This is a genomic window from Oceanobacillus sp. FSL W7-1304, from assembly GCF_037969805.1.
GTDB lineage: Bacteria > Bacillota > Bacilli > Bacillales > Amphibacillaceae > Oceanobacillus > Oceanobacillus profundus.
Genome location: NZ_CP150211.1, coordinates 725,612 through 748,199, shown reverse-complemented (window position 1 = coordinate 748,199; position 22,588 = coordinate 725,612). Strand labels below are relative to the sequence as shown.

The following is a 22,588-nucleotide window of genomic DNA, read 5'->3' as shown; positions in this document are numbered from 1 at the left end:
AGCAGTAAATGCTTGAAAGCCGTACGAATTATGTTATAATGAGATGGTTGCAAATTCGAATATAACTATCATTCACACATTAGATTATGAAAATTGATTGATACAATAGATTTTGGAGGGATTTTGAATGACAGCAAAATGGGAAAAACAAGAAGGTAACAAAGGACAGTTAACGTTTGAAGTACCTGCTGAGGAATTTAATCTAGCATTGGACAAAGCGTTTAAAAAAGTATCTAAGGATGTACAAATTCCTGGTTTCCGTAAAGGGAAAATTCCACGCGGAATGTTTGAAAAACGTTTTGGTGTAGAGTCACTTTATCAGGATGCGGTAGATATCGTATTACCTGAGGCATATTCAAAAGCAATTGACGAAACAGATATTTTCCCAATTGCACAACCAGAAGTAGACATTGAGCAAATCGAAAAAGGTAAAGATTTGGTATTCACTGCGATTGTTGAAGTGAAACCAGAAGTTACGTTAGGTGACTATAAAGGACTTGAAGTAGAAGAAGAGTCTGTAGAAGTTACAGATGAAGATGTTGAAAACGAAATTAATACGATCCGTGAGCGTCACGCTGAACTTGTTGTGAAAGAAGATGGAAAAGTAGAAGATGGCGATACAGCAGTTATCGACTTTGAAGGATTCTTAGATGGTGAAGCATTCGAAGGCGGTAAAGGTGAAAATCATTCACTAGAAATTGGTTCAGGTTCATTTATTCCAGGATTTGAAGAAAAATTAATTGGTAAAGAAGCAGGAGAAGAAACAGAAATCGAAATTACTTTCCCTGAAGAATACCATGCAGAAAACTTAGCTGGCAAAGATGCTGTATTTAAAGTTAAGATCCATGAAATAAAATCAAAAGAACTTCCAGAACTTGATGATGAGTTCGCTAAAGATGTTGATGACGAAGTGGAAACACTTGATGAATTGAAAAAGAAAAAACGTGAAGAGCTTGAATCACAAAGAAAACAGGATGCAGATAATAAAAAACGCGAAGCTTTAATCGGGCAAGCATCAGATAATACGGAAGTTGATATTCCAGATGCAATGGTTGAGACAGAACTTGATCAAATGCTGAGAGAATTTGAACAGCAATTACAAATGCAAGGTATGACACTTGAAATGTACGCTCAATTCTCTGGACAAGATAAAGATGCATTAAAAGAGCAAATGAAAGAAGATGCAGCAAAACGTGTTAAAACAAATCTTACACTAGAAGCAATCGTGAAAGCTGAAAACATTGAAGCATCTGATGAAGATGTAAATGCAGAGCTTGAAAAAATGGCATCTATGTATGGCGTTGAAGCTGATCAATTAGTACAAATGCTAGGTGGAAGCAATGAAACAATTAAAAACGACTTAAAAATTAGAGCGGCAATTGATTTCCTTGTGGACAACAGTAAGGTTGCAAAGTAATAACATCAAATTATTAGTAAAACAAGGTGCGATTCATATCGCACCTTGTTTTACATTATTAGAGATGTAATTGTACGTTTAAAAAAGGTGGATAAGTAGGTCCAGTGAGACTTTCGCATGTTGCGATGTGACTTCGAGAATCCCGCACTTTGATTGTCAGCCGTCCGTTGACATGGCAAAGTGTCATCTTCACTGAGATTTCTGTGTAACCTCTGTAAATAAGTGAAATTTATCTTGTGTCTACATCATATAGTAACAATAACCAAAATGCTGAAGTTAAATTTATTGACTTTTTCTGTTAAATATCCATAATAGATAAAACAAGGTAAATTTATTTTTAGTTTGTTGTTTTTGAAAATAGAATCGTCGATTTACCGTATTTAGCTTGATGGAAAAAGTATATTGTTTTGTTTTTTAAATTGTATCTGATATGATGACTATAAAAGTTGAAAGCTGAATTTATTTAGCTCGTTTAGGGGTGAAATGGTATGTTTAAATTTAATGAAGAAAAAGGACAATTGAAATGTTCATTTTGTGGTAAGAGTCAAGAACAAGTACGTAAATTAGTCGCCGGACCTGGTGTTTATATATGTGATGAATGTATTGAACTTTGTACAGAAATCGTTGAAGAAGAACTAGGTACAGACGAGGATATGGAAATGAATGAAATTCCAAAGCCAAAGGAAATCTGTAATATTCTTGATGATTATGTCATTGGCCAGGATAAAGCGAAACGTAACCTTGCAGTTGCAGTATATAATCATTACAAACGAATTAACTCAACCAAGAGCACAGATGATGTAGAAATATCAAAAAGTAATATTGCAATGATTGGACCAACAGGTAGTGGTAAAACATTGCTTGCTCAAACGCTTGCTCGTATTATTAATGTTCCGTTTGCGATGGCAGATGCGACTTCATTAACAGAAGCAGGATATGTTGGAGAAGATGTCGAGAATATTTTACTCAAACTCATTCAGTCTGCAGACTATGATGTTGAAAAGGCAGAAAAAGGAATTATTTATATAGACGAAATAGATAAAGTCGCTCGTAAATCGGAAAACCCTTCGATAACAAGAGATGTATCGGGTGAGGGTGTACAGCAAGCGTTGCTGAAAATCCTTGAAGGTACAGTTGCAAGTGTACCACCACAAGGAGGACGTAAGCATCCGCATCAAGAATTTATTCAAATTGATACGACAAATATTCTATTTATCGTTGGTGGAGCATTCGATGGAATTGACCAAGTAATTAAACGTCGTCTAGGTAAGAAAGTAATCGGTTTTGGCTCGAACGAGAAGCAGGAAGATCTGGATATGGGTGAGCTGCTTTCCAAAGTATTACCGGAGGATTTATTACGCTACGGCTTAATTCCAGAATTTATCGGGCGTATTCCAGTAATCGGAAGCTTGACGCCATTGGACGAGGATGCGCTAATTGAAATTTTAACTAAGCCGAAAAATGCACTCGTTAAACAATATCAAAAGTTATTTGATATGGATAATGTGGATTTAGAATTCGAAGATGATGCACTTATTGAAATTGCTAAAAAAGCAATTGAGCGCAAAACAGGTGCCCGTGGATTACGCTCCATTATCGAAGGGATTATTGTTGACGTAATGTTTGATCTGCCTTCTCGTGAAGATGTGGAAAAATGCATCATTACGAAAGAAACAGTTACTGACGAAAACGGGAGCCCTAAGTTGGTTTTCCATGATGGAACCGTTAAAGAAGGAAATGAAAAGCATCCGAAAGAAAGTGCATAAGCTGAGGCTGGTTGAGCAGGTACTACATTGTTAGAAAAACTAGGGCATTCGCCAGAATTTTTGGGAGTGCCTTAGTTGCACTTATGCAGTTAGTTTTTTTACTATTACTTAACTGCCTAAAAGGAACTGACTCAGTCAGCTCCTTTTTGTTTATAATTATAAACTTAGGTAATAATAAGCACAAAAGCGGAAGCGTCCGGTTAGCGACGTACGGACTGGACTGAGCCGTAGGAGATAAAGGAAACACGGCGACCGTAGGGAGTCGATGTTGACTTATCGTACGGAGGTGAGGGAAGTCTCGCTAGTCGTTGGGCGCTGAAGCTGGATGTGGCTGTTCCGGGAGTTACGATAACCTTTGTATTCTTGTTTTATTGCCTGTAAATAACGTTGAAATAAATAGAATACAGATTTAGAAATGAAACCATTTACAAGAGGAAGATTTTTCTATAAACTGAAGAAATACATAATGAATTTTTTAACACGAATGGTTTAAGATAACTAATTAAATACATATTTTATGGAGGTACAAATAATGACGAAAGAAAACATTCAAGTCCCCCTCCTTCCTTTACGTGGACTACTCGTGTTTCCATCAATGGTTCTACACTTGGACGTAGGTAGAGATAAATCGATTGCTGCATTGGAAAAGGCAATGATGGACAATCAGCATATTTTCCTGGCAACCCAGAAAAAAGTGAGCTTAGATGATCCGGAACCAAGCGATATTTTTAATGTTGGTACATTGGCAAAAGTAAAACAGATGTTAAAGCTTCCAAATGGTACGATGCGTGTGCTTGTTGAGGGAATTTCGCGTGGAGAAATTCTCCGATATACGGAATCTCAAGATGAATTTTTAGTTGAAATCGAAAATTTGGAGGAAACGCATGGCGAAAAGCATGAAGAAGAAGCGTTAATGCGTTCCCTGCTTGAGCAATTTAAGCAATACATAAAGCTTTCCAGGAAGTTAACAGATGAGACCTATGCAACGGTTTCTGATATCGAGGAACCAGGTAGACTCGCAGATCTCGTCGCATCTCATTTAACGTTGAAAATAAAGGACAAACAGCAAATTTTAGAGATGATAAATGTGGCTGTTCGAATGAAGCATCTCATTAAAGTTATCTCCAACGAAAAAAAGGTTTTGGATTTAGAAAAGAAAATTGGACAACGTGTAAAAAACTCCATGGAAAAAACACAAAAGGAATATTATCTTCGTGAACAACTAAAAGCGATTCAAAAGGAGCTTGGCGATAAAGACGGCAAAACGAGTGAAGTAGATCAATTAAGGGAGAAGATTGAAAACTCCGATATGCCGGAGCATATCTTGAAGGTTGCTTTAAAAGAGTTAGGAAGATATGAAAAAGTACCACAAAGTTCTGCTGAAAGCTCTGTTATTCGTAATTACTTGGAATGGCTAATTCTCTTACCTTGGACAAAAAAAACACAAGATACAATTGAAATTAAACGTGCAGAGAAAGTGTTAAATCATGATCATTATGGTCTCGAAAAAGTAAAGGAACGAATTTTAGAGTATTTAGCTGTACAAAAGCTAACCAATACAATAAAAGGACCGATTCTTTGCCTTGTAGGACCTCCGGGAGTAGGAAAAACTTCTTTAGCAAAATCAATCTCCAAGGCGATTAATCGAAATTTCGTACGTATTTCATTAGGAGGAGTTCGGGACGAAGCAGAGATACGCGGACATCGCAGAACCTATATTGGAGCAATGCCGGGTCGTATTATTCAAGGAATGAAGAAAGCTGGAACGGTTAATCCAGTATTCTTACTGGATGAAATCGATAAAATGTCAAATGATTTTCGCGGGGACCCGTCTTCCGCGATGCTTGAGGTGTTGGATCCAGAACAAAATAGTTCGTTCAGTGACCATTTTATTGAAGAAAACTATGACTTATCTAATGTGCTTTTTATTGCTACTGCAAATAACGTAAACAGTATACCTGGTCCCTTATTGGATCGTATGGAGCTTATCTCCATTGCGGGTTATACGGAGGTAGAGAAGCTGCATATTGCAAAACAGCATTTACTGCCAAAGCAATTGAAGGAAAATGGATTGAAAAAAGCTAATTTACAAATCCGGGAAAACGCAATTCTTAAGCTGATTCGCAGATATACAAGAGAAGCTGGAGTTCGTGGGTTAGAAAGACAGCTGGCAAAACTATGCAGAAAAGCAGCCAAAATTATTATTTCCAAGGAAAAGGAAAAAGTAATTGTAACCGAAAAAAGCCTGGAAGATTTACTAGGGAAGCCAGTTTTTCGCTATGGCCTAATGGAGCAAGAGGATCAAGTAGGAACAGCAACAGGCTTAGCATATACATCTGCAGGTGGTGATATTCTTTCCATTGAAGTAACCCATTATCCTGGTAAAGGCAAATTAACGCTCACAGGGAAATTGGGCGGCGTAATGCAAGAATCTGCCCAAGCTGCATTTAGCTATGTACGTTCCAGAACAAAGGAATTTAATATAGAGTCCAACTTTTACGAGAAATATGATATTCATATTCACGTACCAGCAGGCGCAACGCCAAAGGATGGACCGTCTGCTGGAATAACAATAGCAACAGCTCTTGTATCATCTTTAACAGGCAGGGCAATTAGGAAAGAAGTAGGGATGACTGGGGAAATTACACTCCGTGGACGTGTGTTGCCAATTGGAGGTTTAAAAGAGAAATCATTGAGTGCACATCGAGCTGGATTAACAACCTTGATTATCCCAGAAGAAAATGAAAAAGATATAGAAAATATACCAGAAAGTGTTCGAAATGACTTAACTTTTATCACGGTGAATCACCTTGATCAAGTACTTGAGCACGCACTCGTGGAGGAGAAAAATGAAAGTAACTAACGCCGAAATCGTCATTAGTGCCGTTAGCAAGAAGCAATATCCAGGTGATATGCTACCAGAAATAGCATTAGCAGGACGCTCAAATGTAGGGAAATCGTCATTTATAAACAAGCTAATTAATCGGAAAAATTTAGCCCGTACTTCATCAAAGCCGGGGAAGACACAAACTTTAAATTTTTATAAGATTAATGAAGCCTTTTATTTCGTGGATGTACCGGGCTATGGTTATGCGAAGGTTTCAAAAAAGGAACGTGAAAAATGGGGAGGTATGATGGAGGAGTACTTTACGACAAGAGAAACATTAAAAGCCGCTATCCTTGTCACCGACCTTCGTCATGAACCAACAAAAGATGATTTGCAAATGTATAATTTTCTTAAATATCATGAGCTTCCAGTAATTATCATCGCAACGAAGCTTGATAAAATACCAAAGAATAAACGAGCACAGCATGTAAAACGAACAAAACAAACATTCGAAGTAGCACCAGATGATATTGTCATTCCATTTTCAGCTGAAACAGGTGAAGGGAAGGACGAATCATGGTCTGTCATTACCCATTATTTGAAAAACTAATGAAAAAAAATACCTTGTCTGGGATCAATCTCTGACAAGGTTTTTTGTCGTTCAGCCTAGAACTGTATTGTTCATTATCTTTGTCATATTATCGATCAGATTTAGGAAATAAACAATCGTATTTTATCCAGATCTTATTGCCTCAACCTTGGTAACGCATCTCACACCTAGTAACCGATCACAGAATATTAACATTCTGTTGCACATTCTCGAATTGCCAACCACATATTAGTGACAGTCCTGAAAACTTCTTGATTAGAAAGATTTTTTAGAAAACAGGAGTATATTTTAGAAAAGATGGGTATATGTATGCTGAAGGGAGTTATTATGCAGTAGGATCTGTAAATGTACATATACTGATGGATATCGTATTATAGCCAGTTCGTGTGCTATTTCAATTATTGCTATACTTTAATACATGGTAAAAGTGGAATGGTGGTGGCTGATACTATTTCAACTTACAGATCAGAGATGATAGCTGTTATTTAAATGAAAAAGGGGATGTGGAGAAAGGTGAAAAAACTGAAAATTGCGTTATTTTTGATGGTATCTATGATCTTACTAGCAGCTTGTGGAAATAGCGAATCTGCTAATGGAGATTCAAATGCAGCTGGTGATGGTGCTGCATATAATTTAGTTGAAGATGGCAAGTTAACATTTGCAGCTTCTGGTGAATTCAAACCATTTAGCTATATGGAAGGCAGTGATATGGTTGGTTATGATGTAGCTGTTGGAGAAGCGATCGCTGAAAAACTTGGCCTTGAGCCGAATCCGCAGCGGGCAAAATTTTCAGGCATTGTTACTGGAGTAACGGAAGGTCGTTATGATATCGCAGTTGCAAGTCATACAATAACAGAAGAACGTTTGCAGCAGGTAAATTTCTCTGAGCCTTATTACTATTCCGGACCGGTTATTTATACTAGGCCTGATAGTAATATACAGACAGAAGACGACTTAGAAGGAAAAGAGATTTCTGTGGCCAGAGGTACAACATATCTTGAAGTGGCAGAGCAATATACTTCAAGCATACCTCAAGTAGATAGCGATGTAGTTGCTCTTCAATCGTTAGCAAGTGGTCATCACGATGCCGTAATCACGGATGATGTGACAGGATTTACAGCCATTGATGCAGGATTAGAAATTGAAGGGAAATTTCAGCTTGATGTCGCCGAGCAAGCAGTAGCGGTAAAAAAGGATAACACTGCATTGCTTGAAGCTGTAAATGAGGCCCTTGAGGAGATGAGAGAAAGCGGCGAGCTTGCCGCCTTATCTGAAGAATGGATTGGCGGTGACATTACCGAAGAGCCTGAGATAGAAGAATAAAACATGTGAATGTGCGCATCCGAGCATGCGCACATTCTTATCTAAAGGGGAGTTGAAGCACTTGGAAGACATACTGCATTTTTTTGAAGTTTTCATTGGTAGTTATGATGTATTTCTCGATGGTTTATGGATTACGGTGAAGCTATCTGTTGTATCCTTATTAATTGCCATCGTTATTGGATTATTTGTAGCATTGCTTAAAATATCAAACATAAAAATTTTTGAATGGATTGCCGACGCTTACATATGGATTGTTCGTGGAACACCATTAATCGTACAAATTTTTATCCTATATTATGGTTTAACAGATATTTTATTAATTCCGATGTTCTGGGCTGGTGCTGCAGGATTAGCTTTTCATAGTGGAGCTTATATTGCGGAGATTATTCGCGGAGCCATCCAATCAATAGATAAAGGTCAACGAGAAGCAGGTTTATCACTTGGGATGAATAAAGGTTTGACGATGAAACGAATTATTTTGCCCCAGGCATTCCGAAGAGCGGTTCCATCATTGGGAAATCAATTTATTATTGGAATTAAGGATTCATCCTTAGTTTCCTTTATTGGCATGCAAGATTTATTTGGTGTAGCAAGCACAATGGGCTCGAACACCTTTGACTATTTGCCTTACTACATGACGGTAGCCGTTTATTATTTACTAATCGTACTTGTATTGACGTTTATCGTGAATAAGATCGAAAAACGATTAGCAGTTAGTGATTAAGAAAGAGGGGAACCTAAATGAGTGAAGAAAGAGAAATGATTCGTGTAGAGCAGTTAAACAAGTCATTTGGTGAACTGCATGTTTTAAAGGATATCGATCTAACTGTAAAAGAAAGCGATGTTGTTGTATTAATTGGAGCTAGTGGTTCTGGTAAGAGTACGTTGCTGCGCTGCCTTAACTTTTTAGAAATAAAAAATAGCGGAAGTATTACTATTGATGGAGAACAAATTGAAAAAAAATCACATGACTTAAATAAAATCAGGCAAAAAGTTGGGATGGTATTCCAGCATTTTAATTTATTTCCTCATATGACAGTGCTTGAAAACGTAATTGAAGCACCGACACAAGTTAAAGGTGTGAAAAAAAGCGAAGCAATAAAAGAAGGAAAGATATTGCTTGATAAGGTCGGACTAGGAGATAAATATGATGTGTATCCATCTAAATTATCCGGTGGGCAAAAACAGCGTGTAGCCATTGCACGTGCGTTAGCGATGAATCCCGATGTGATGCTTTTTGATGAACCAACTTCAGCGCTTGACCCAGAGCTTGTCAATGAAGTGCTTGCAACGATGAAGGGATTGGCAGAAGAGGGCATGACGATGGTTGTGGTGACACATGAAATGGGGTTCGCTCGTGAAGTTGCGGATTGGTTGGTATATATGCATGAAGGAAGAATTGTAGAGTATGGTCATCCAGATGAAATTTTTAATAAGCCGAAAGAACAGCGAACTCGGGATTTTCTGAGTTCTGTATTGTAAAAAATCCCGGGGTCTCTTCAATCCCCGGGATTTTTTATTTACGTTTTAATAAGAAAAAGCCGATTATAATTAGGAGTACTGGCCAAAAGCGTTCCAATAAATCGATAACAGTATACAGCCAATCAAAATAGATTGGTAGATTGACAGAAAAAATTAAAAATACAGCTAGCGTGATAAGAATTAGACCAGTAAATAACCCTTTCTTTGTTTTAATAAATCGGACAAGAAAGGCAATCCCGACAATCAGTATGTAAACAGCCCAATGATCAATCCAAAAGGAATAGTGCTGGACACCATGTAAATGAATGCCAATTCCAAGTACAATTGTACCTGCCAGTAAATTTTGGTAATATTTTGAGCTGTATCCATGAATCAATAATGCAAGACCTATAATAATAAGTAAGGTTTGCCATGAATAAAAATTTGTTAAGATAGGTATTTTTAATTCGCGAAGCAGAAAATAAATCCCGATACCAATTAGTAAATAAGCAAGCAATGAATGTTGTTTTTTCACTTTCATAAAACCCCTCTACACCTGTGTTGAATTCTTGATTATCTGTGTGCAGTATGGTAAAGTACACACTAGTTATAATAATTATTATGTAGAAACTATTTTAATGCTATATTTTGAAAGAAACATTTCTTTAATACCTTTCTATACTAACATATTGTTTCCTTTTCTGTTCACAATTTCAGAAAATGGAAAAGGGAATGCATGTTATAATGGTAGGTGAGTTATTATATAGCATATACAATCGTTTATTAAGGAAATTCAACAAGTCCGGTAAAAATGACACATCGAATTTCTTCGTTGGCTTACTTTTCCGTTCCTCACGTATTAAGGGATATTCAATGAACTTCTGTTAAAACCGTCCACGTCCTGTGGACAACACAGAAGTCACCACATCCTGTGGAAGCCCGTTACGGGAAGCTACGCCGCTTCGAACTTCTCGGTCTTTTTTATCCTCCTTTTTGAACTAGGATTTAAACCGTGTAAATTATTTTGGGGGTAGACAAATTGCATATTTTAAAAGTTGGCTTCAATTATAAAACAGCCCCTGTAGAAGTTAGGGAAAAGCTTACATTTTCAGAGCAATCGCTTCACGAGGCGATGACTGAATTAAAAAAACGAAAAAGCATTCTGGAAAATGTGATCGTTTCGACATGTAACCGTACAGAAATATATGCGGTTGTTGATCAATTGCATACTGGCCGTTACTATATTAAACAATTTTTGGCTGATTGGTTCCATCTTGATAAGGAAGAATTCTCCTCCTATTTACGGATAACGGAAGATGATGGCGCCATGGAGCATCTTTTCCGTGTAACTACAGGTCTTGATTCGATGGTACTGGGAGAAACCCAAATTCTCGGTCAAGTGAAACAGGCATTTTTAACATCACAAGAAATGAAAGCAACTGGAACTGTATTTAATGAATTATTTAAACAGGCAATCACTTTTGGGAAACGCGCTCATAAAGAAACGGCAATCGGTGAACATGCAGTCTCCATTAGTTATGCTGCTGTCGAACTGGCTAAAAAAATATTTGGAGACTTACAAAATAAGCACGTAGCTATTCTTGGAGCCGGTAAAATGGGCGAACTTGCCGCTAAGAACCTGCAAGGGTCTGGAGCAACTAAAATAACTGTTATTAATCGTACATTAGCAAACGCTAAAGACTTAGCTGCGAAATTCCAAGCCAAAGCAGAGAGTATGGATAATTTATTACCTGTTATCCAAGAAGCGGATATTTTAATTAGTTCTACAGGGTCAGATTCAATCGTACTAACGAAAGACATGCTTGAACCAATTCAGAAAAAGCGTAAGGGAAAAGCTTTGTTCCTTGTGGACATTGCTGTACCTAGAGATATTGATCCAGACATTAGCAATTTAGACAATGTCTTTTTATATGACATTGATAATTTAAATCATATAGTGGATGAAAATTTAGAAACAAGAAAAGCAGCTGCAGAACAAATTGAAATTTTGATGGAAGAAGAAATCGTGCTGTTCAAGGAATGGCTGAAAACGCTTGGTGTTGTTCCGGTTATTTCGGCTCTACGTCAAAAGGCGCTATCTATTCAATCTGAAACAATGAAAAGTATCGAAAGAAAAATCCCGGATTTGACGGTGAGAGAAAAGAAAGTAATCAGCAAGCATACAAAAAGTATTATTAATCAGCTGCTGAAAGAACCTGTAACACAGGCGAAAGAGCTTGCAGGAACCGATAATGCCGATCAGTCCTTACAGTTATTCATCGATATTTTTGGTATTGAAGAAGAAGTAAAAGCAGAATTTGAAAAACAGGCAAAAAAAAATGAAACAATGGAGTTAATATCAAAAGAAGAGAAGTCCTCCTTTTCGGCTCAAAATAAGTTTACAACGGCGTAGAAAATCATAGCAATCGTTCTGGCGGTTGTATAGGGATTTTATGCTTCGTGGACGTTAATCCTTCAAAATTATAAACAATTCTATCTTCGCAGAAAGGATTATTACATGAGATGAAGTGGATCTACGAAATAATTTTGATTCTATTTAGCCTTAGTTTAATTGGTTTTTTTATCGATTTTATACATCACAACCGGAAAGCAAATAAAATTGCTTTCTGGTTGATTTGTATGGTTTGGTTATTGCAAACCGTTTTTTTCTTTTATGAAGTATTTGGTGAGAAAGGCTTTCCTGTTACGAATCTAGTGGATAGTCTATTTTTCTATTCTTGGGTATTGATTACACTATCCATAATCATCAATAAGCTTTTCAAAATCCGGTTTATTGTGTTTTTCATTCAAGTATTCGGCTTTTTTATATTATTATTATATTTTGCTGCGAGCACCACGCATAACCAATTGAATGACTCGATTCAATTTGTCCATGAAATATTAATTGCACATATTACGCTTGCAATTGTTTCCTATGGTTTCTTTACGGTTGCATTTTTACTCTCTATTATGTATTTAATTCAATATCGTTTCCTAAAAAGGAAAAAAGGGTTAAAATGGATGTGGCAATTAGGAGATTTGAAGCAATTGGATCGTTATAGTTTTATAGCCATCTCGATTGGGGTACCGCTATTATTAATTGCGATTATTTTAGGGGTAGTTTGGGCTTATTTCTCTGCCTCTGAATTTTATTGGTTTGACATGAAAACAATTGGCTCACTGCTTGTTCTAATTGTGTATGTCGGATATTTGGTTTTGCGCCTCGTTGTAGGATATGTTGGAAAGCCGTTAGCAACCTACAATACTGGAGCATTTTTAATATTGTTAGTGAATTTCTTTCTATTCAGCACGTTATCGAATTTTCACTTTTAAAGAACAAGAAATGTTAAGGAGGTACACAACGAATGCGGAAAATTATCGTTGGTTCAAGAAAAAGTAATTTAGCTTTAACACAGACAAAATGGGTGATTGATCAGTTGAAGGCAGCTGGTGTTAAAAATGAATTTGAAATCAAGGAAATTGTTACAAAAGGTGATCGAATTTTGGATGTAACATTATCCAAAGTAGGTGGAAAGGGTCTTTTTGTCAAAGAGATTGAGCAAGCTATGTATGATAAAGAAATTGATTTAGCAGTACATAGCATGAAGGACATGCCATCAGAGTTACCGGAAGGCTTAATGATTTCATCAATCCCGATAAGAGAAGATCATCGAGATGCTTTTATTTCTAAAAACAATGTGAAGCTAACTGATCTACCAAAAGGCGCCATAATAGGTACAAGTAGCTTACGTCGCTCAGCCCAAATTCTTGCAGAGCGTCCAGATATTTCGATCAAGTGGATCCGCGGAAATATTGAAACGAGACTTCGCAAACTGAACGAAGAAGACTATGACGCGATTATTCTTGCTGTATCTGGATTGAAACGTGTTGGTTTAAGTGAAGAGTTGATTACAGAATACCTTGATCCGGAAATCGTTGTTCCAGCTGTTGGACAAGGGGCGCTCGCAATTGAAAGTCGAGCAGATGACGAAGAGATTCAGGGAATCCTGCAAGCTATTAATGATGATTTGACAACGAGAACGGTTACTGCTGAACGAACGTTTCTACATTTACTCGAGGGTGGCTGTCAAGTGCCTATTGGAGGCTATGCCTACCTGGAAGAAGATGAAGTCATATTAACAGCACTCGTAGGAACACCAGACGGTAAAACGATTTTAAAAGAAACGGTGCGAGGAACAGATCCGAAAGCTGTTGGAAAAGAAGCTGCGGAGGCTTTAATCAGCCAGGGTGCTAAGGAAATTGTAAATCGCGTAAAAGAGGAGCTCGACAAGTAATGGAGCAAACCTTACATGAAAGCAAAATTCTAATAACGAGAGAAGCAAGCCAAGCAAAAGAATTCTCGAAAAAGGTACGAGAGCTTGGTGGTATACCGATTGAGGTTCCTTTGCTTGCGATTTCATGTAAAGATACAGAAGCATCCCAGCACATCTTTTCCAAAATGGGTGAATTCAAGTGGATTTTTTTTACAAGTGCAAATGGGGTCCATTGTTTTTTTACCCTTGCGAAGAAATATAATATGAAACAGCTTCAAGGGCAACGATTAGCTGCTGTTGGTCATAAGACAGATTTAGCACTTAAAAAATATGGCTATCAAGCGGAGTTTATTCCGACAACATATCATGCTGAGGCAATGGCAGAGGAGTTTCTGCAGCAGTTCCCTAAGGCGGGGAAAATTTTGCTGGTTCGAGGGAATCTTTCGCGTGATACGCTTCCAGTGGAATTTACAAAGCACAACGTGCCACATGTTTTGTTGGAGGTTTATGAAACAGGATATAATTATGCAATGAAAGGTCGATTAAACGAACTGTTAACGGAAGACTTGATCGATTTTATTACTTTTACAAGTCCTTCAACAGTTGAGGCGTTTGTCAAAATGGTTGATACGATTCCAAAGAAAAACTATATTTGTATTGGAACAACAACCGAGCAGCGTGCGACTGAACTCGGAATCCAATCTATCACACCGCCTAAGGAATTTACAATTGAAGCGATGCTGGAAACGATATGTAACTACATAAAGAAAGGATAGATTACGATGTCACAATCAATCAATTTTAAACGTCATCGACGGTTACGCTCTTCAAATGCGATGCGTTCGATGGTGCGCGAACACCATCTGAGAACAGAGGATTTTATTTACCCGATTTTTGTTATTGAAGGTGAAAATATTAAGAGCGAAGTTCCTTCCATGCCTGGAGTTTATCAGCTTTCTTTTGATTTGCTGCTTGATGAGGTAAAAGAAGTTTTTGAACTCGGTATACGTTCAGTAATATTCTTTGGCGTAGTATCAGAGAAGGATGAGATAGGAACGGGAGCTTTTGCTGAAGATGGTATCATTCAACAGGCAACAAGACTAGTTAAAAAGGAATTTCCAGAATTGCTTGTTGTTGCAGATACATGTCTTTGTGAATATACTTCACATGGTCATTGTGGCGTTATCCATAATCATGACGTCGACAACGATGAATCCTTGCAGCTTTTAGCAAAAACAGCTGTCTCACAGGCAGAAGCGGGAGCCGATATTATCGCACCTTCTAATATGATGGATGGATTTGTAGCTGTTATTCGACAGGCGCTTGATGAAGCGGGTTATTCACACATTCCGATTATGTCCTATGCTGTCAAATATGCTTCAGCTTACTATGGTCCTTTCCGTGATGCGGCAGACAGCACACCACAATTTGGTGATCGAAAAACATATCAAATGGATCCAGCAAATCGACTGGAAGCCCTTCGAGAAGCGGAATCAGATGTCGCGGAAGGTGCGGATTTCTTAATTGTAAAACCAGCTATGTCATACCTGGATATTGTGCGCGAAGTACGTGACAATTTTAATTTGCCAGTAGTTGCTTACAATGTCAGTGGTGAATATTCCATGGTCAAAGCTGCAGCTCAGAATGGCTGGATTGATGAGAAAGCATTAGTAATGGAGAAGCTAACATCCATGAAGCGTGCCGGAGCAGATTTAATTATTACCTATTTTGCAAAAGATGTTGCGAAATGGCTTAAAGAAGATAACTAGAGGAGGCGGACTAAAGTGGTAAGATATAATCAATCTGTAGATGCGTACAAAGAAGCAGTTAATCTAATGCCGGGCGGGGTGAACTCTCCTGTACGTGCATTTAAGTCTGTTGGCATGTCACCAGTATTCATGGAGTCTGGTAAAGGATCTAAGATTTATGACATTGATGGCAATGAATATATTGATTATGTGTTAAGCTGGGGGCCATTAATTTTAGGCCATGCTCCCGACCATGTTGTAACAAAGCTAAAGGAAGTCGCTGAAAAAGGGACAAGCTTTGGTGCACCGACGCTGCTTGAAAACAAGCTAGCGAAATTAGTGATTGATCGTGTTCCTTCAATTGAAATGGTTCGAATGGTAAACTCAGGAACGGAAGCAACGATGAGTGCGATTCGTCTTGCTAGAGGGTATACCGGCAGAAATATTATTCTTAAATTTGAAGGGAACTACCATGGGCATGGAGATTCGTTATTAATTAAAGCTGGCTCAGGTGTTGCAACACTTGGATTACCAGATAGCCCGGGAGTTCCAGCGTCCATTGCTCAGAATACGATTACGGTTCCATATAACGATGTAGAAAGTGTTAAACTTGCCTTTGAAAAGTACGGGGAAGATATTGCAGCAGTTATCGTTGAACCAGTATCAGGGAATATGGGTGTTGTACCACCTAAAAATGATTTTCTGCAAAACTTGCGACAAATCACAGAGCAAAATGGTACACTCCTTATTTTTGATGAAGTCATGACTGGATTCCGTGTTGGTTACCACTGTGCACAAGGACACTTTGATGTTACGCCAGACCTGACTTGTCTTGGTAAGGTTATTGGTGGGGGATTACCTGTTGGAGCTTATGGTGGTAAACGCGAAATTATGGAAAGCATTGCTCCTGCAGGTTCCATTTACCAAGCAGGAACCTTGTCAGGAAATCCACTTGCAATGACAGCAGGTTATGAAACCTTATCTGCATTGACAGAGGAATCATATGAGGAAATAAGCAAGAAAATAGATCGACTTGTAGAAGGATTCAAGCAAGCTGCGGCGGAATATGATATTCCTTTACATGTTAATCGAGCAGGTTCAATGTTTGGTGTGTTTTTTACAAATAAAGAAGTCATCAACTTTGAAACAGCTCAGCAATCAAACTTGGATTACTTTGCCCAATATTATCGTGCCATGATGGAAGAGGGAATTTTCCTGCCGCCATCGCAATTTGAAGGATTATTCCTATCAACTGCGCATACCGATGAAGATATTGAAAAAACAATCCAAGCAATCCGAACAGCTTTTTCTAAAATTGAAAAGTAAAAAATCAATCGTGAAAACTCCCGGCTAGTGACATGCGGACTGGACGTGGCGTTCACATTGAGAAAAAATAAGCCATTCCAATGGGGACATCCTTATATTAGGATTGTTCCAGATTGGAATGGCTTTTTTCATGCATATCTCTGTAGGTGGATTCATATAGATTATAAAGACATATCGGCATATTGGTTATATGTTGGCAGAAAAGAAAGTATAAAACTTTCCTTTTTGCAAAAGTGCAGGCGAAGGCGTTCGCTCAAGGATATTAACGAATGCCAAGTTTTTTAAAGAGGAGGGAATTCATTTGGCAGGCGATTCCAAAGCATTCACTTTTGATCTAGAGGAATCACTCTATTTTGAAAAGGGACAGGAAGTTGCGGAGTTAAGAGGAATAGCATTAGAACCTGAAATATCTATCCAGCCCTATGAGGAATATATTTCGATTCGCGGGAATATTGAGCTTCAAGGAGAATACGAAAAAGTAGAGTCTGAGCAAGATGATCGCTCACTGGATTTTGAAGACTTTCAAGCGAAACGTTATGTAGAAAAGGTAATAGATGAGGAAGGATTAGCTGCATTTTCTCATCGGTTTCCGGTAGAAATTTCTGTCCCGCCTTATCGTGTAGCAGACTTGAATGAGGTTACGGTACATGTAGATTCTTTTGATTATGAAATACCAGAACCAAGTCACTTAAAGTTGTACGCAACCATTGAAATACACGGGATTAATAGTGAAGTAGAGCACCAGCGTCAAGAAACGAAGGAAGTTAAGGATACAGAAGAAAAAGAAGTAGATACAGTGGTGGAGGGTAATTCTGTCTCTGAATTAGACTCATTCGAATTTGAATTAAGAAAACCACAAGAAGAGGAACTAGCTCTTACCGATTTATCGGAGACAGAGCTTGATGCAGGACCATTAGATGAACAAAAAACTGTTGAAAAAGAAGAAATACAAACAAGAGAAGAGAAGGATTTCGTTCAAGTAGAAGAAACAGAGGAAGCAGCAGAAACAGTGGAGAATACCGGGGACATTAGGTCAGAAGAAGCGGAACAAGAAGATCATGATCCAGATCGATGGAAAAAGAAATCACAAACATTAGCAGAATTTTTCAAACAATTGTCAGATGAAGAGGCAGAGACAACGGATATAGAAGCAGAAGAGACAGAAGAGTTGGTCACTGAAGAGGATATTGTTGCAGCTGAAGTAAATGAAACAGATAATTATGAAGAGCGTGTTCCAGAAGATGCAAGTTTATTATCGGATATTTTTAGAGAAGCAAAAGAAGAGCAGTTTACGAAAATGAGACTTTGTATTGTACAAAATCAAGACACAATAGAAACAATTGCTGAACGATTTTCCGTAAGCCCACTCCAATTGATAAAACAAAACCAGCTTGAGGATGACTTTGAGGTCCATGAGGGACAGTTGTTGTATATACCTGTCAATTAATAATCGAAAATGCCCCCTGACACTTACGAAACAAGGGGGTATCTCCTTTAGTAGGTGGTGATAAATGATGGAAGTAGTGAAAGACATACTGCAGGCTTATCGAATCTTTCCAACTGAAATCGAAAAGGTTACCGATCGTCTCTATCACATTAAAGACAGTCGTCGTGACTATGCCTTAAAGAAAAGTACATTAAAGCAAGAGGATATTGCTGCATGGGAACATGTTTATTATGTAGCAAATGAGAAAAATCTGTCAGAAATTGTGCCCGTTTATCTAACAAAAGATGGCAAGCTATATGAAGATGTAGATGGTTTCGTTTACTACCTTAGCCCTTGGCTGCTTTTTGCGCCTCGTTCAAGCAGTGAAACATCGATTGAGCGAACGATGGGACTATTAGCACATATCCATGACAGAACTCAGCAAAGTCAACGGATTTCAAAATCCAGCTTAAATAAAAACTTTCATACATACCAAACGTTCTGTGAGCAGCTTCCAAATGAATTATATTCCTATGTGCTTCGCTTTGAACAACAAGCCTACATGTCTCCGTTTGAATTGCAGGTTTGCACGCATTATCGAGATATAGAAACTGCATTAAACCGGATAAATGGAGAGGTAAGTGAATTTCTTGATCAGTCAGAAGAAGAAATAACATGGAATCTTTCCCTTTGCCATGGAAATCTCGCGCTTGATCATGTTTTGAACAACCATATTATTAATTGGGAGCAAGCGCGTTATGATCATGTCGCAGTGGATTTAACAAACTACTTCCATCAGTTAACCGGTGAATACGATCAACCAAATGAGTTAATAATGGAAGGTTTCAAAGTATATAAACGAAAGTATGATCTTGAAATGTTTGATATGAAATTACTATCCATTTATTTACTTAATCCAGCTGATTATATGACGATCATCCGAGATTATGTGAAAAGTACAAAAGAAAAACCACTGACTTATCAAGTCAGTGCATTACAGAAACAATATCGCAAGCTTATTTTTGCATTAAAATGGACAGATTTTATAAAAGAAGAATATGAAACAATAAATTTTGATGATCTGTCAAATTAAATCCATTCCAAATAAAAAGCGATTAATAGTCCAATTAATACACCTAATAAAAGCACATCAAAAGTCGTTGGGATTAACAACGTGCGGATTAACTGGAATATCGTGATCGGTAAAAGAATTCTCTCGAAGACAAAAAGGCATTGTCTTGCCCATGGTGGAAGTTTGTAACGATAAAATCTTGCCACAGGTAGCACCTCTTTCCTTTCTAAGCACATTTACGCTCTTTTTCTATACTATGTATGAATACACCAAATTGGTGCGGATAACAATAATAATAGTTGACGATACTCTAAGTAAGCTATAAAATAATATATATAATTATGTGAAATTATAACGTAAACGCGATGATAGGGAAGAGTACAAAATAAACGCCTTTAGAGAGGGAAATCATGAGCTGAAAATTTCCTAGGTAGATTGTTTTGGAAGGTCGCCCTTGATGCAGTTTCTTTGAAATTAAAATTTAAAGTAGAAGAAGCCGGTATTGACCGTTATCAATCAATGAAGTGTACAAACAATTTTGGTTTGTAAACAAAGGTGGTACCACGGAATCTAACCCTTTTCGTCCTTTATTTTTAAGGATGAAAAGGGTTTTTTGATTTTTAGTGACTGTTAAAAATAGGAGGTAAAGCAATGAGCACAAATGAACAAACGTCCCTTCCGTCGAAATACAATCCGGAGGAAGTGGAAAAAGGTCGTTATCAATTTTGGTTAGAAGGGAAATATTTTGAAGCTACTGGTGATCCAGATAAGGAGCCATTCTCGATTGTTATTCCGCCACCAAACGTTACAGGTAAGCTGCATTTAGGTCATGCATGGGATACAACAATGCAGGATACTATTTCTCGCATGAAGCGTATGCAGGGCTATGATGTATTATGGTTACCCGGTATGGACCATGCTGGAATCGCAACACAGGCGAAGGTAGAAGCGAAATTAAAGGAGCAAGGAACAAATCGTTATGAATTAGGACGTGAGAAATTCCTGGAAAAATCTTGGGAGTGGAAAGAAGAATATGCAGACTTTATCCGTTCTCAATGGGAAAAGCTAGGTCTAGGACTGGACTATTCACGTGAGCGTTTTACGCTGGATGAAGGTTTGTCTGATGCGGTAAAGGAAGTATTCATTAAACTATATGAAAAGGGTCTTATTTATCGTGGAGAATACATTATTAACTGGGATCCGCAAACAAAAACTGCCCTATCCGATATTGAAGTAATTTATGAAGAGGTCCAAGGTAAGTTTTATCATATGCGTTATCCAATTAAAGATAGTGATGAAACAATTGAAATTGCGACAACACGTCCAGAAACAATGCTTGGTGACACCGCAGTTGCTGTACATCCGAAAGATGAGCGTTATAAGCATTTAATCGGCAAAAAAGTAGTGTTGCCAATAGTTGGTCGTGAAATTGAAATTGTTGCAGACGATTATGTAGATATGGAATTTGGCTCAGGAGCGGTTAAAATTACACCGGCCCATGACCCGAATGACTTTGAAATTGGTAACCGTCATAATCTAGAACGCGTTCTCGTTATGCATGAAGATGGCTCCATGAATGAGAACGCCGGTAAATATCAAGGGTTGGATCGTTTTGAATGCCGTAAGCAAATAGTGAAAGATTTGCAGGAACAGGGCGTTCTATTTGAAATTGAGGACCATATCCATCAAGTTGGACACTCGGAGCGCAGTGGTGCAGTTGTTGAGCCATACTTGTCAACACAATGGTTCGTTAAAATGGAACCATTGGCTAAAGAGGCGCTGGATTTACAACATGAAGAAGGTAAAGTTAATTTTGTACCAGAACGCTTTGAGCGTACGTACTTTAACTGGATGGAAAATATCCGTGATTGGTGTATTTCTCGTCAGCTTTGGTGGGGACATCGCATTCCAGCTTGGTACCATAAAGAAACAAAAGAAATATATGTTGGAAAAGAAGCACCGGCTGACATCGAAAATTGGGAGCAGGACGAAGATGTACTGGATACATGGTTCTCCTCTGCATTATGGCCATTTTCAACGATGGGCTGGCCGAATGAAGAATCTGCAGAGTTTAAACGCTACTTCCCAACCGATGTACTTGTAACAGGTTATGACATTATCTTTTTCTGGGTAGCGCGGATGATTTTCCAATCGAAGGAATTTACTGGTGAAAAACCGTTCAAGGATGTACTTATTCATGGATTAATCCGCGATGCAGAAGGTCGGAAAATGAGTAAGTCACTAGGAAATGGTGTTGACCCGATGGATGTTATTGAGAAATATGGTGCCGATTCATTACGTTATTTCTTGTTAACTGGATCAACACCTGGTCAAGATTTACGCTTCCATTGGGAAAAAGTGGAGTCAACGTGGAACTTTGCGAATAAAGTATGGAATGCATCTCGCTTCTCCTTAATGAACATGGAAGGCTTCACCTATGAAGATATTGATTTAACTGGAGAGCTAACACTAGCAGATAAATGGATTTTAACGCGTTTAAATGAAACGATTGATCATGTGACGAAAAACACAGCGAAATATGAGTTTGGTGAAGCTGGTCGTCATTTATATAACTTTATTTGGGATGAGCTTTGTGATTGGTATATTGAAATGGCAAAACTTCCATTATATGGTGACGATGAAGCGAAGAAAAACACAACCAGATCTGTACTTGCACACGTTCTTGATCAGACAATGCGGATGCTGCACCCATATATGCCATTTATTACAGAAGAAATCTGGCAGCAGCTTCCACATCAAGGGGACTCAATTACGATAGCAAATTGGCCAGTAGTTGAAGAGAAGTATCATGATGAAACAGCAGCTGCTGAAATGAAACGGCTCGTAGCAATCATAAAATCGGTTCGTAATAGCCGTGCAGAGGTAGATACACCGATGTCGAAGCAAATTCAAATGCTAATCCAAGCTGAAAATGAAGCCGTAATGCAAGAATTAGAAGGAAATCGTGGTTATTTAGAGCGTTTTTGTAACCCAAGCGAACTAACAATTTCTGTTAACCTTGATGTTCCAGAAAAAGCGATGGCTTCTGTCGTAACTGGCGCTGAAATATTCCTTCCTTTAGAAGGGCTGATTGATTTCGATAAGGAAATTGAACGGTTAGAGAAAGAGCTTACAAAATGGACGAAAGAAGTGGAGCGGGTTCAGAAGAAGCTTTCCAATCAAGGATTCGTTAGCAAAGCACCAGCCGCAGTTGTGGAGGAAGAAAAGCAAAAAGAAGCAGATTATCTTGATAAACAAGCAAAAGTGAAAGCAAGACTTGAGGAGTTAAAGGGTTAAATCAAACTAATGCAAAAATCGGAAGTCCAATTTGAGGACTT

18 protein-coding genes and 1 other annotated feature are annotated in these 22,588 nt (G+C 38.1%); of the genes, 16 read left to right on the top strand and 2 right to left on the bottom strand.

Translation table 11 applies throughout. The features are described 5' to 3' along the window. Window positions 1-127: 127 nt before the first annotated feature. From tig to NYE61_RS03860, 7 genes are all read left to right on the top strand, one after another. Complete coding sequence (tig, locus tag NYE61_RS03890; RefSeq protein WP_095307220.1) at window positions 128-1,417, top strand: trigger factor; 1,290 nt, start codon at window positions 128-130, stop codon at window positions 1,415-1,417. 488 nt (window positions 1,418-1,905) lie between these two features. Next, window positions 1,906-3,183 carry an ATP-dependent protease ATP-binding subunit ClpX gene (gene clpX, locus NYE61_RS03885; protein ID WP_095307219.1) on the top strand — a complete coding sequence of 426 codons (1,278 nt, stop codon included), beginning with the start codon at window positions 1,906-1,908 and terminating at the stop codon, window positions 3,181-3,183. A gap of 532 nt (window positions 3,184-3,715) precedes the next feature. Next, entirely contained in the window at window positions 3,716-6,046 is a 2,331-nt protein-coding gene (gene lon, locus NYE61_RS03880) for an endopeptidase La (protein ID WP_303447379.1), read from the top strand. Next, entirely contained in the window at window positions 6,033-6,620 is a 588-nt protein-coding gene (yihA, locus tag NYE61_RS03875) for a ribosome biogenesis GTP-binding protein YihA/YsxC (protein ID WP_303447378.1), read from the top strand. The genes lon and yihA overlap by 14 nt, the downstream gene beginning before the upstream one ends. Before the next feature lie 513 nt (window positions 6,621-7,133). Continuing rightward, on the top strand, window positions 7,134-7,943 hold the full coding sequence (locus tag NYE61_RS03870) for a transporter substrate-binding domain-containing protein (RefSeq protein WP_187393139.1): 810 nt from the start codon (window positions 7,134-7,136) through the stop codon (window positions 7,941-7,943). A 61-nt stretch (window positions 7,944-8,004) separates the two neighbouring features. After that, window positions 8,005-8,667: an amino acid ABC transporter permease gene (locus NYE61_RS03865; RefSeq protein ID WP_303447376.1), complete on the top strand. Its 663-nt coding sequence runs from the start codon at window positions 8,005-8,007 to the stop codon at window positions 8,665-8,667. A 17-nt stretch (window positions 8,668-8,684) separates the two neighbouring features. Further along, on the top strand, window positions 8,685-9,425 hold the full coding sequence (locus tag NYE61_RS03860) for an amino acid ABC transporter ATP-binding protein (RefSeq protein WP_303447375.1): 741 nt from the start codon (window positions 8,685-8,687) through the stop codon (window positions 9,423-9,425). 34 nt (window positions 9,426-9,459) lie between these two features. Here the strand turns inward: NYE61_RS03860 and NYE61_RS03855 are convergent, their stop codons facing one another. Further along, a complete protein-coding gene (locus tag NYE61_RS03855; protein ID WP_285844516.1) occupies window positions 9,460-9,945 on the bottom strand; it encodes a DUF5668 domain-containing protein in 486 nt (161 codons plus the stop codon). 498 nt (window positions 9,946-10,443) lie between these two features. On the opposite strand from NYE61_RS03855, the gene hemA reads away from it, so the two are divergent. The 8 genes from hemA (at window position 10,444) to NYE61_RS03815 (ending at window position 19,271) form a co-directional block, all read left to right on the top strand. Continuing rightward, a complete protein-coding gene (gene hemA, locus NYE61_RS03850; RefSeq protein ID WP_303447374.1) occupies window positions 10,444-11,817 on the top strand; it encodes a glutamyl-tRNA reductase in 1,374 nt (457 codons plus the stop codon). Window positions 11,818-11,927: 110 nt separating this feature from the next. After that, the gene (gene ccsA / locus NYE61_RS03845) at window positions 11,928-12,737 is read left to right on the top strand and encodes a cytochrome c biogenesis protein CcsA (RefSeq protein ID WP_303447372.1); all 810 of its coding nucleotides are present in this window, start codon (window positions 11,928-11,930) and stop codon (window positions 12,735-12,737) included. Between the two features lie 32 nt (window positions 12,738-12,769). Continuing rightward, window positions 12,770-13,699 carry a hydroxymethylbilane synthase gene (gene hemC, locus NYE61_RS03840; RefSeq protein ID WP_095307203.1) on the top strand — a complete coding sequence of 310 codons (930 nt, stop codon included), beginning with the start codon at window positions 12,770-12,772 and terminating at the stop codon, window positions 13,697-13,699. After that, window positions 13,699-14,454, top strand: coding sequence for a uroporphyrinogen-III synthase (locus tag NYE61_RS03835; protein WP_303447370.1), 756 nt, complete (start codon window positions 13,699-13,701; stop codon window positions 14,452-14,454). The genes hemC and NYE61_RS03835 overlap by 1 nt, the downstream gene beginning before the upstream one ends. 6 nt (window positions 14,455-14,460) lie before the next feature. Then, a complete protein-coding gene (hemB, locus tag NYE61_RS03830) occupies window positions 14,461-15,447 on the top strand; it encodes a porphobilinogen synthase (RefSeq protein WP_095307201.1) in 987 nt (328 codons plus the stop codon). A 15-nt stretch (window positions 15,448-15,462) separates the two neighbouring features. Next, complete coding sequence (gene hemL / locus NYE61_RS03825) at window positions 15,463-16,752, top strand: glutamate-1-semialdehyde 2,1-aminomutase (protein ID WP_303447368.1); 1,290 nt, start codon at window positions 15,463-15,465, stop codon at window positions 16,750-16,752. 301 nt (window positions 16,753-17,053) lie between these two features. Beyond that, window positions 17,054-18,199 (top strand): stage VI sporulation protein D, encoded by a 1,146-nt coding sequence (spoVID, locus tag NYE61_RS03820; RefSeq protein ID WP_118889081.1) that lies wholly within the window; start codon window positions 17,054-17,056, stop codon window positions 18,197-18,199. A gap of 64 nt (window positions 18,200-18,263) precedes the next feature. After that, on the top strand, window positions 18,264-19,271 hold the full coding sequence (locus NYE61_RS03815; protein ID WP_118889082.1) for a phosphotransferase: 1,008 nt from the start codon (window positions 18,264-18,266) through the stop codon (window positions 19,269-19,271). Here NYE61_RS03815 and NYE61_RS03810 read toward each other — a convergent pair. Further along, window positions 19,268-19,486: a hypothetical protein gene (locus NYE61_RS03810; RefSeq protein WP_251659056.1), complete on the bottom strand. Its 219-nt coding sequence runs from the start codon at window positions 19,484-19,486 to the stop codon at window positions 19,268-19,270. The two genes, NYE61_RS03815 and NYE61_RS03810, sit on opposite strands and share 4 nt — an antisense overlap. 120 nt (window positions 19,487-19,606) lie before the next feature. Beyond that, window positions 19,607-19,841, top strand: a binding site (T-box leader). 60 nt (window positions 19,842-19,901) lie between these two features. Between NYE61_RS03810 and NYE61_RS03805 the strand changes: the two genes are divergently transcribed. Then, window positions 19,902-22,547, top strand: coding sequence for a valine--tRNA ligase (locus tag NYE61_RS03805; RefSeq protein WP_118889083.1), 2,646 nt, complete (start codon window positions 19,902-19,904; stop codon window positions 22,545-22,547). Window positions 22,548-22,588 lie beyond the last annotated feature (41 nt).

Coding starts and splice junctions, on each gene's coding strand:
- NYE61_RS03810 (WP_251659056.1), bottom strand. CDS start 19,486: ATGTGCTTAGAAAGGAAAGAGGTGCTACCTGTGGCAAGATTTTATCGT.
- hemC (WP_095307203.1), top strand. CDS start 12,770: ATGCGGAAAATTATCGTTGGTTCAAGAAAAAGTAATTTAGCTTTAACA.
- lon (WP_303447379.1), top strand. CDS start 3,716: ATGACGAAAGAAAACATTCAAGTCCCCCTCCTTCCTTTACGTGGACTA.
- NYE61_RS03835 (WP_303447370.1), top strand. CDS start 13,699: ATGGAGCAAACCTTACATGAAAGCAAAATTCTAATAACGAGAGAAGCA.
- NYE61_RS03860 (WP_303447375.1), top strand. CDS start 8,685: ATGAGTGAAGAAAGAGAAATGATTCGTGTAGAGCAGTTAAACAAGTCA.
- clpX (WP_095307219.1), top strand. CDS start 1,906: ATGTTTAAATTTAATGAAGAAAAAGGACAATTGAAATGTTCATTTTGT.
- NYE61_RS03815 (WP_118889082.1), top strand. CDS start 18,264: ATGATGGAAGTAGTGAAAGACATACTGCAGGCTTATCGAATCTTTCCA.
- tig (WP_095307220.1), top strand. CDS start 128: ATGACAGCAAAATGGGAAAAACAAGAAGGTAACAAAGGACAGTTAACG.
- ccsA (WP_303447372.1), top strand. CDS start 11,928: ATGAAGTGGATCTACGAAATAATTTTGATTCTATTTAGCCTTAGTTTA.
- NYE61_RS03855 (WP_285844516.1), bottom strand. CDS start 9,945: ATGAAAGTGAAAAAACAACATTCATTGCTTGCTTATTTACTAATTGGT.
- yihA (WP_303447378.1), top strand. CDS start 6,033: ATGAAAGTAACTAACGCCGAAATCGTCATTAGTGCCGTTAGCAAGAAG.
- hemB (WP_095307201.1), top strand. CDS start 14,461: ATGTCACAATCAATCAATTTTAAACGTCATCGACGGTTACGCTCTTCA.
- NYE61_RS03805 (WP_118889083.1), top strand. CDS start 19,902: ATGAGCACAAATGAACAAACGTCCCTTCCGTCGAAATACAATCCGGAG.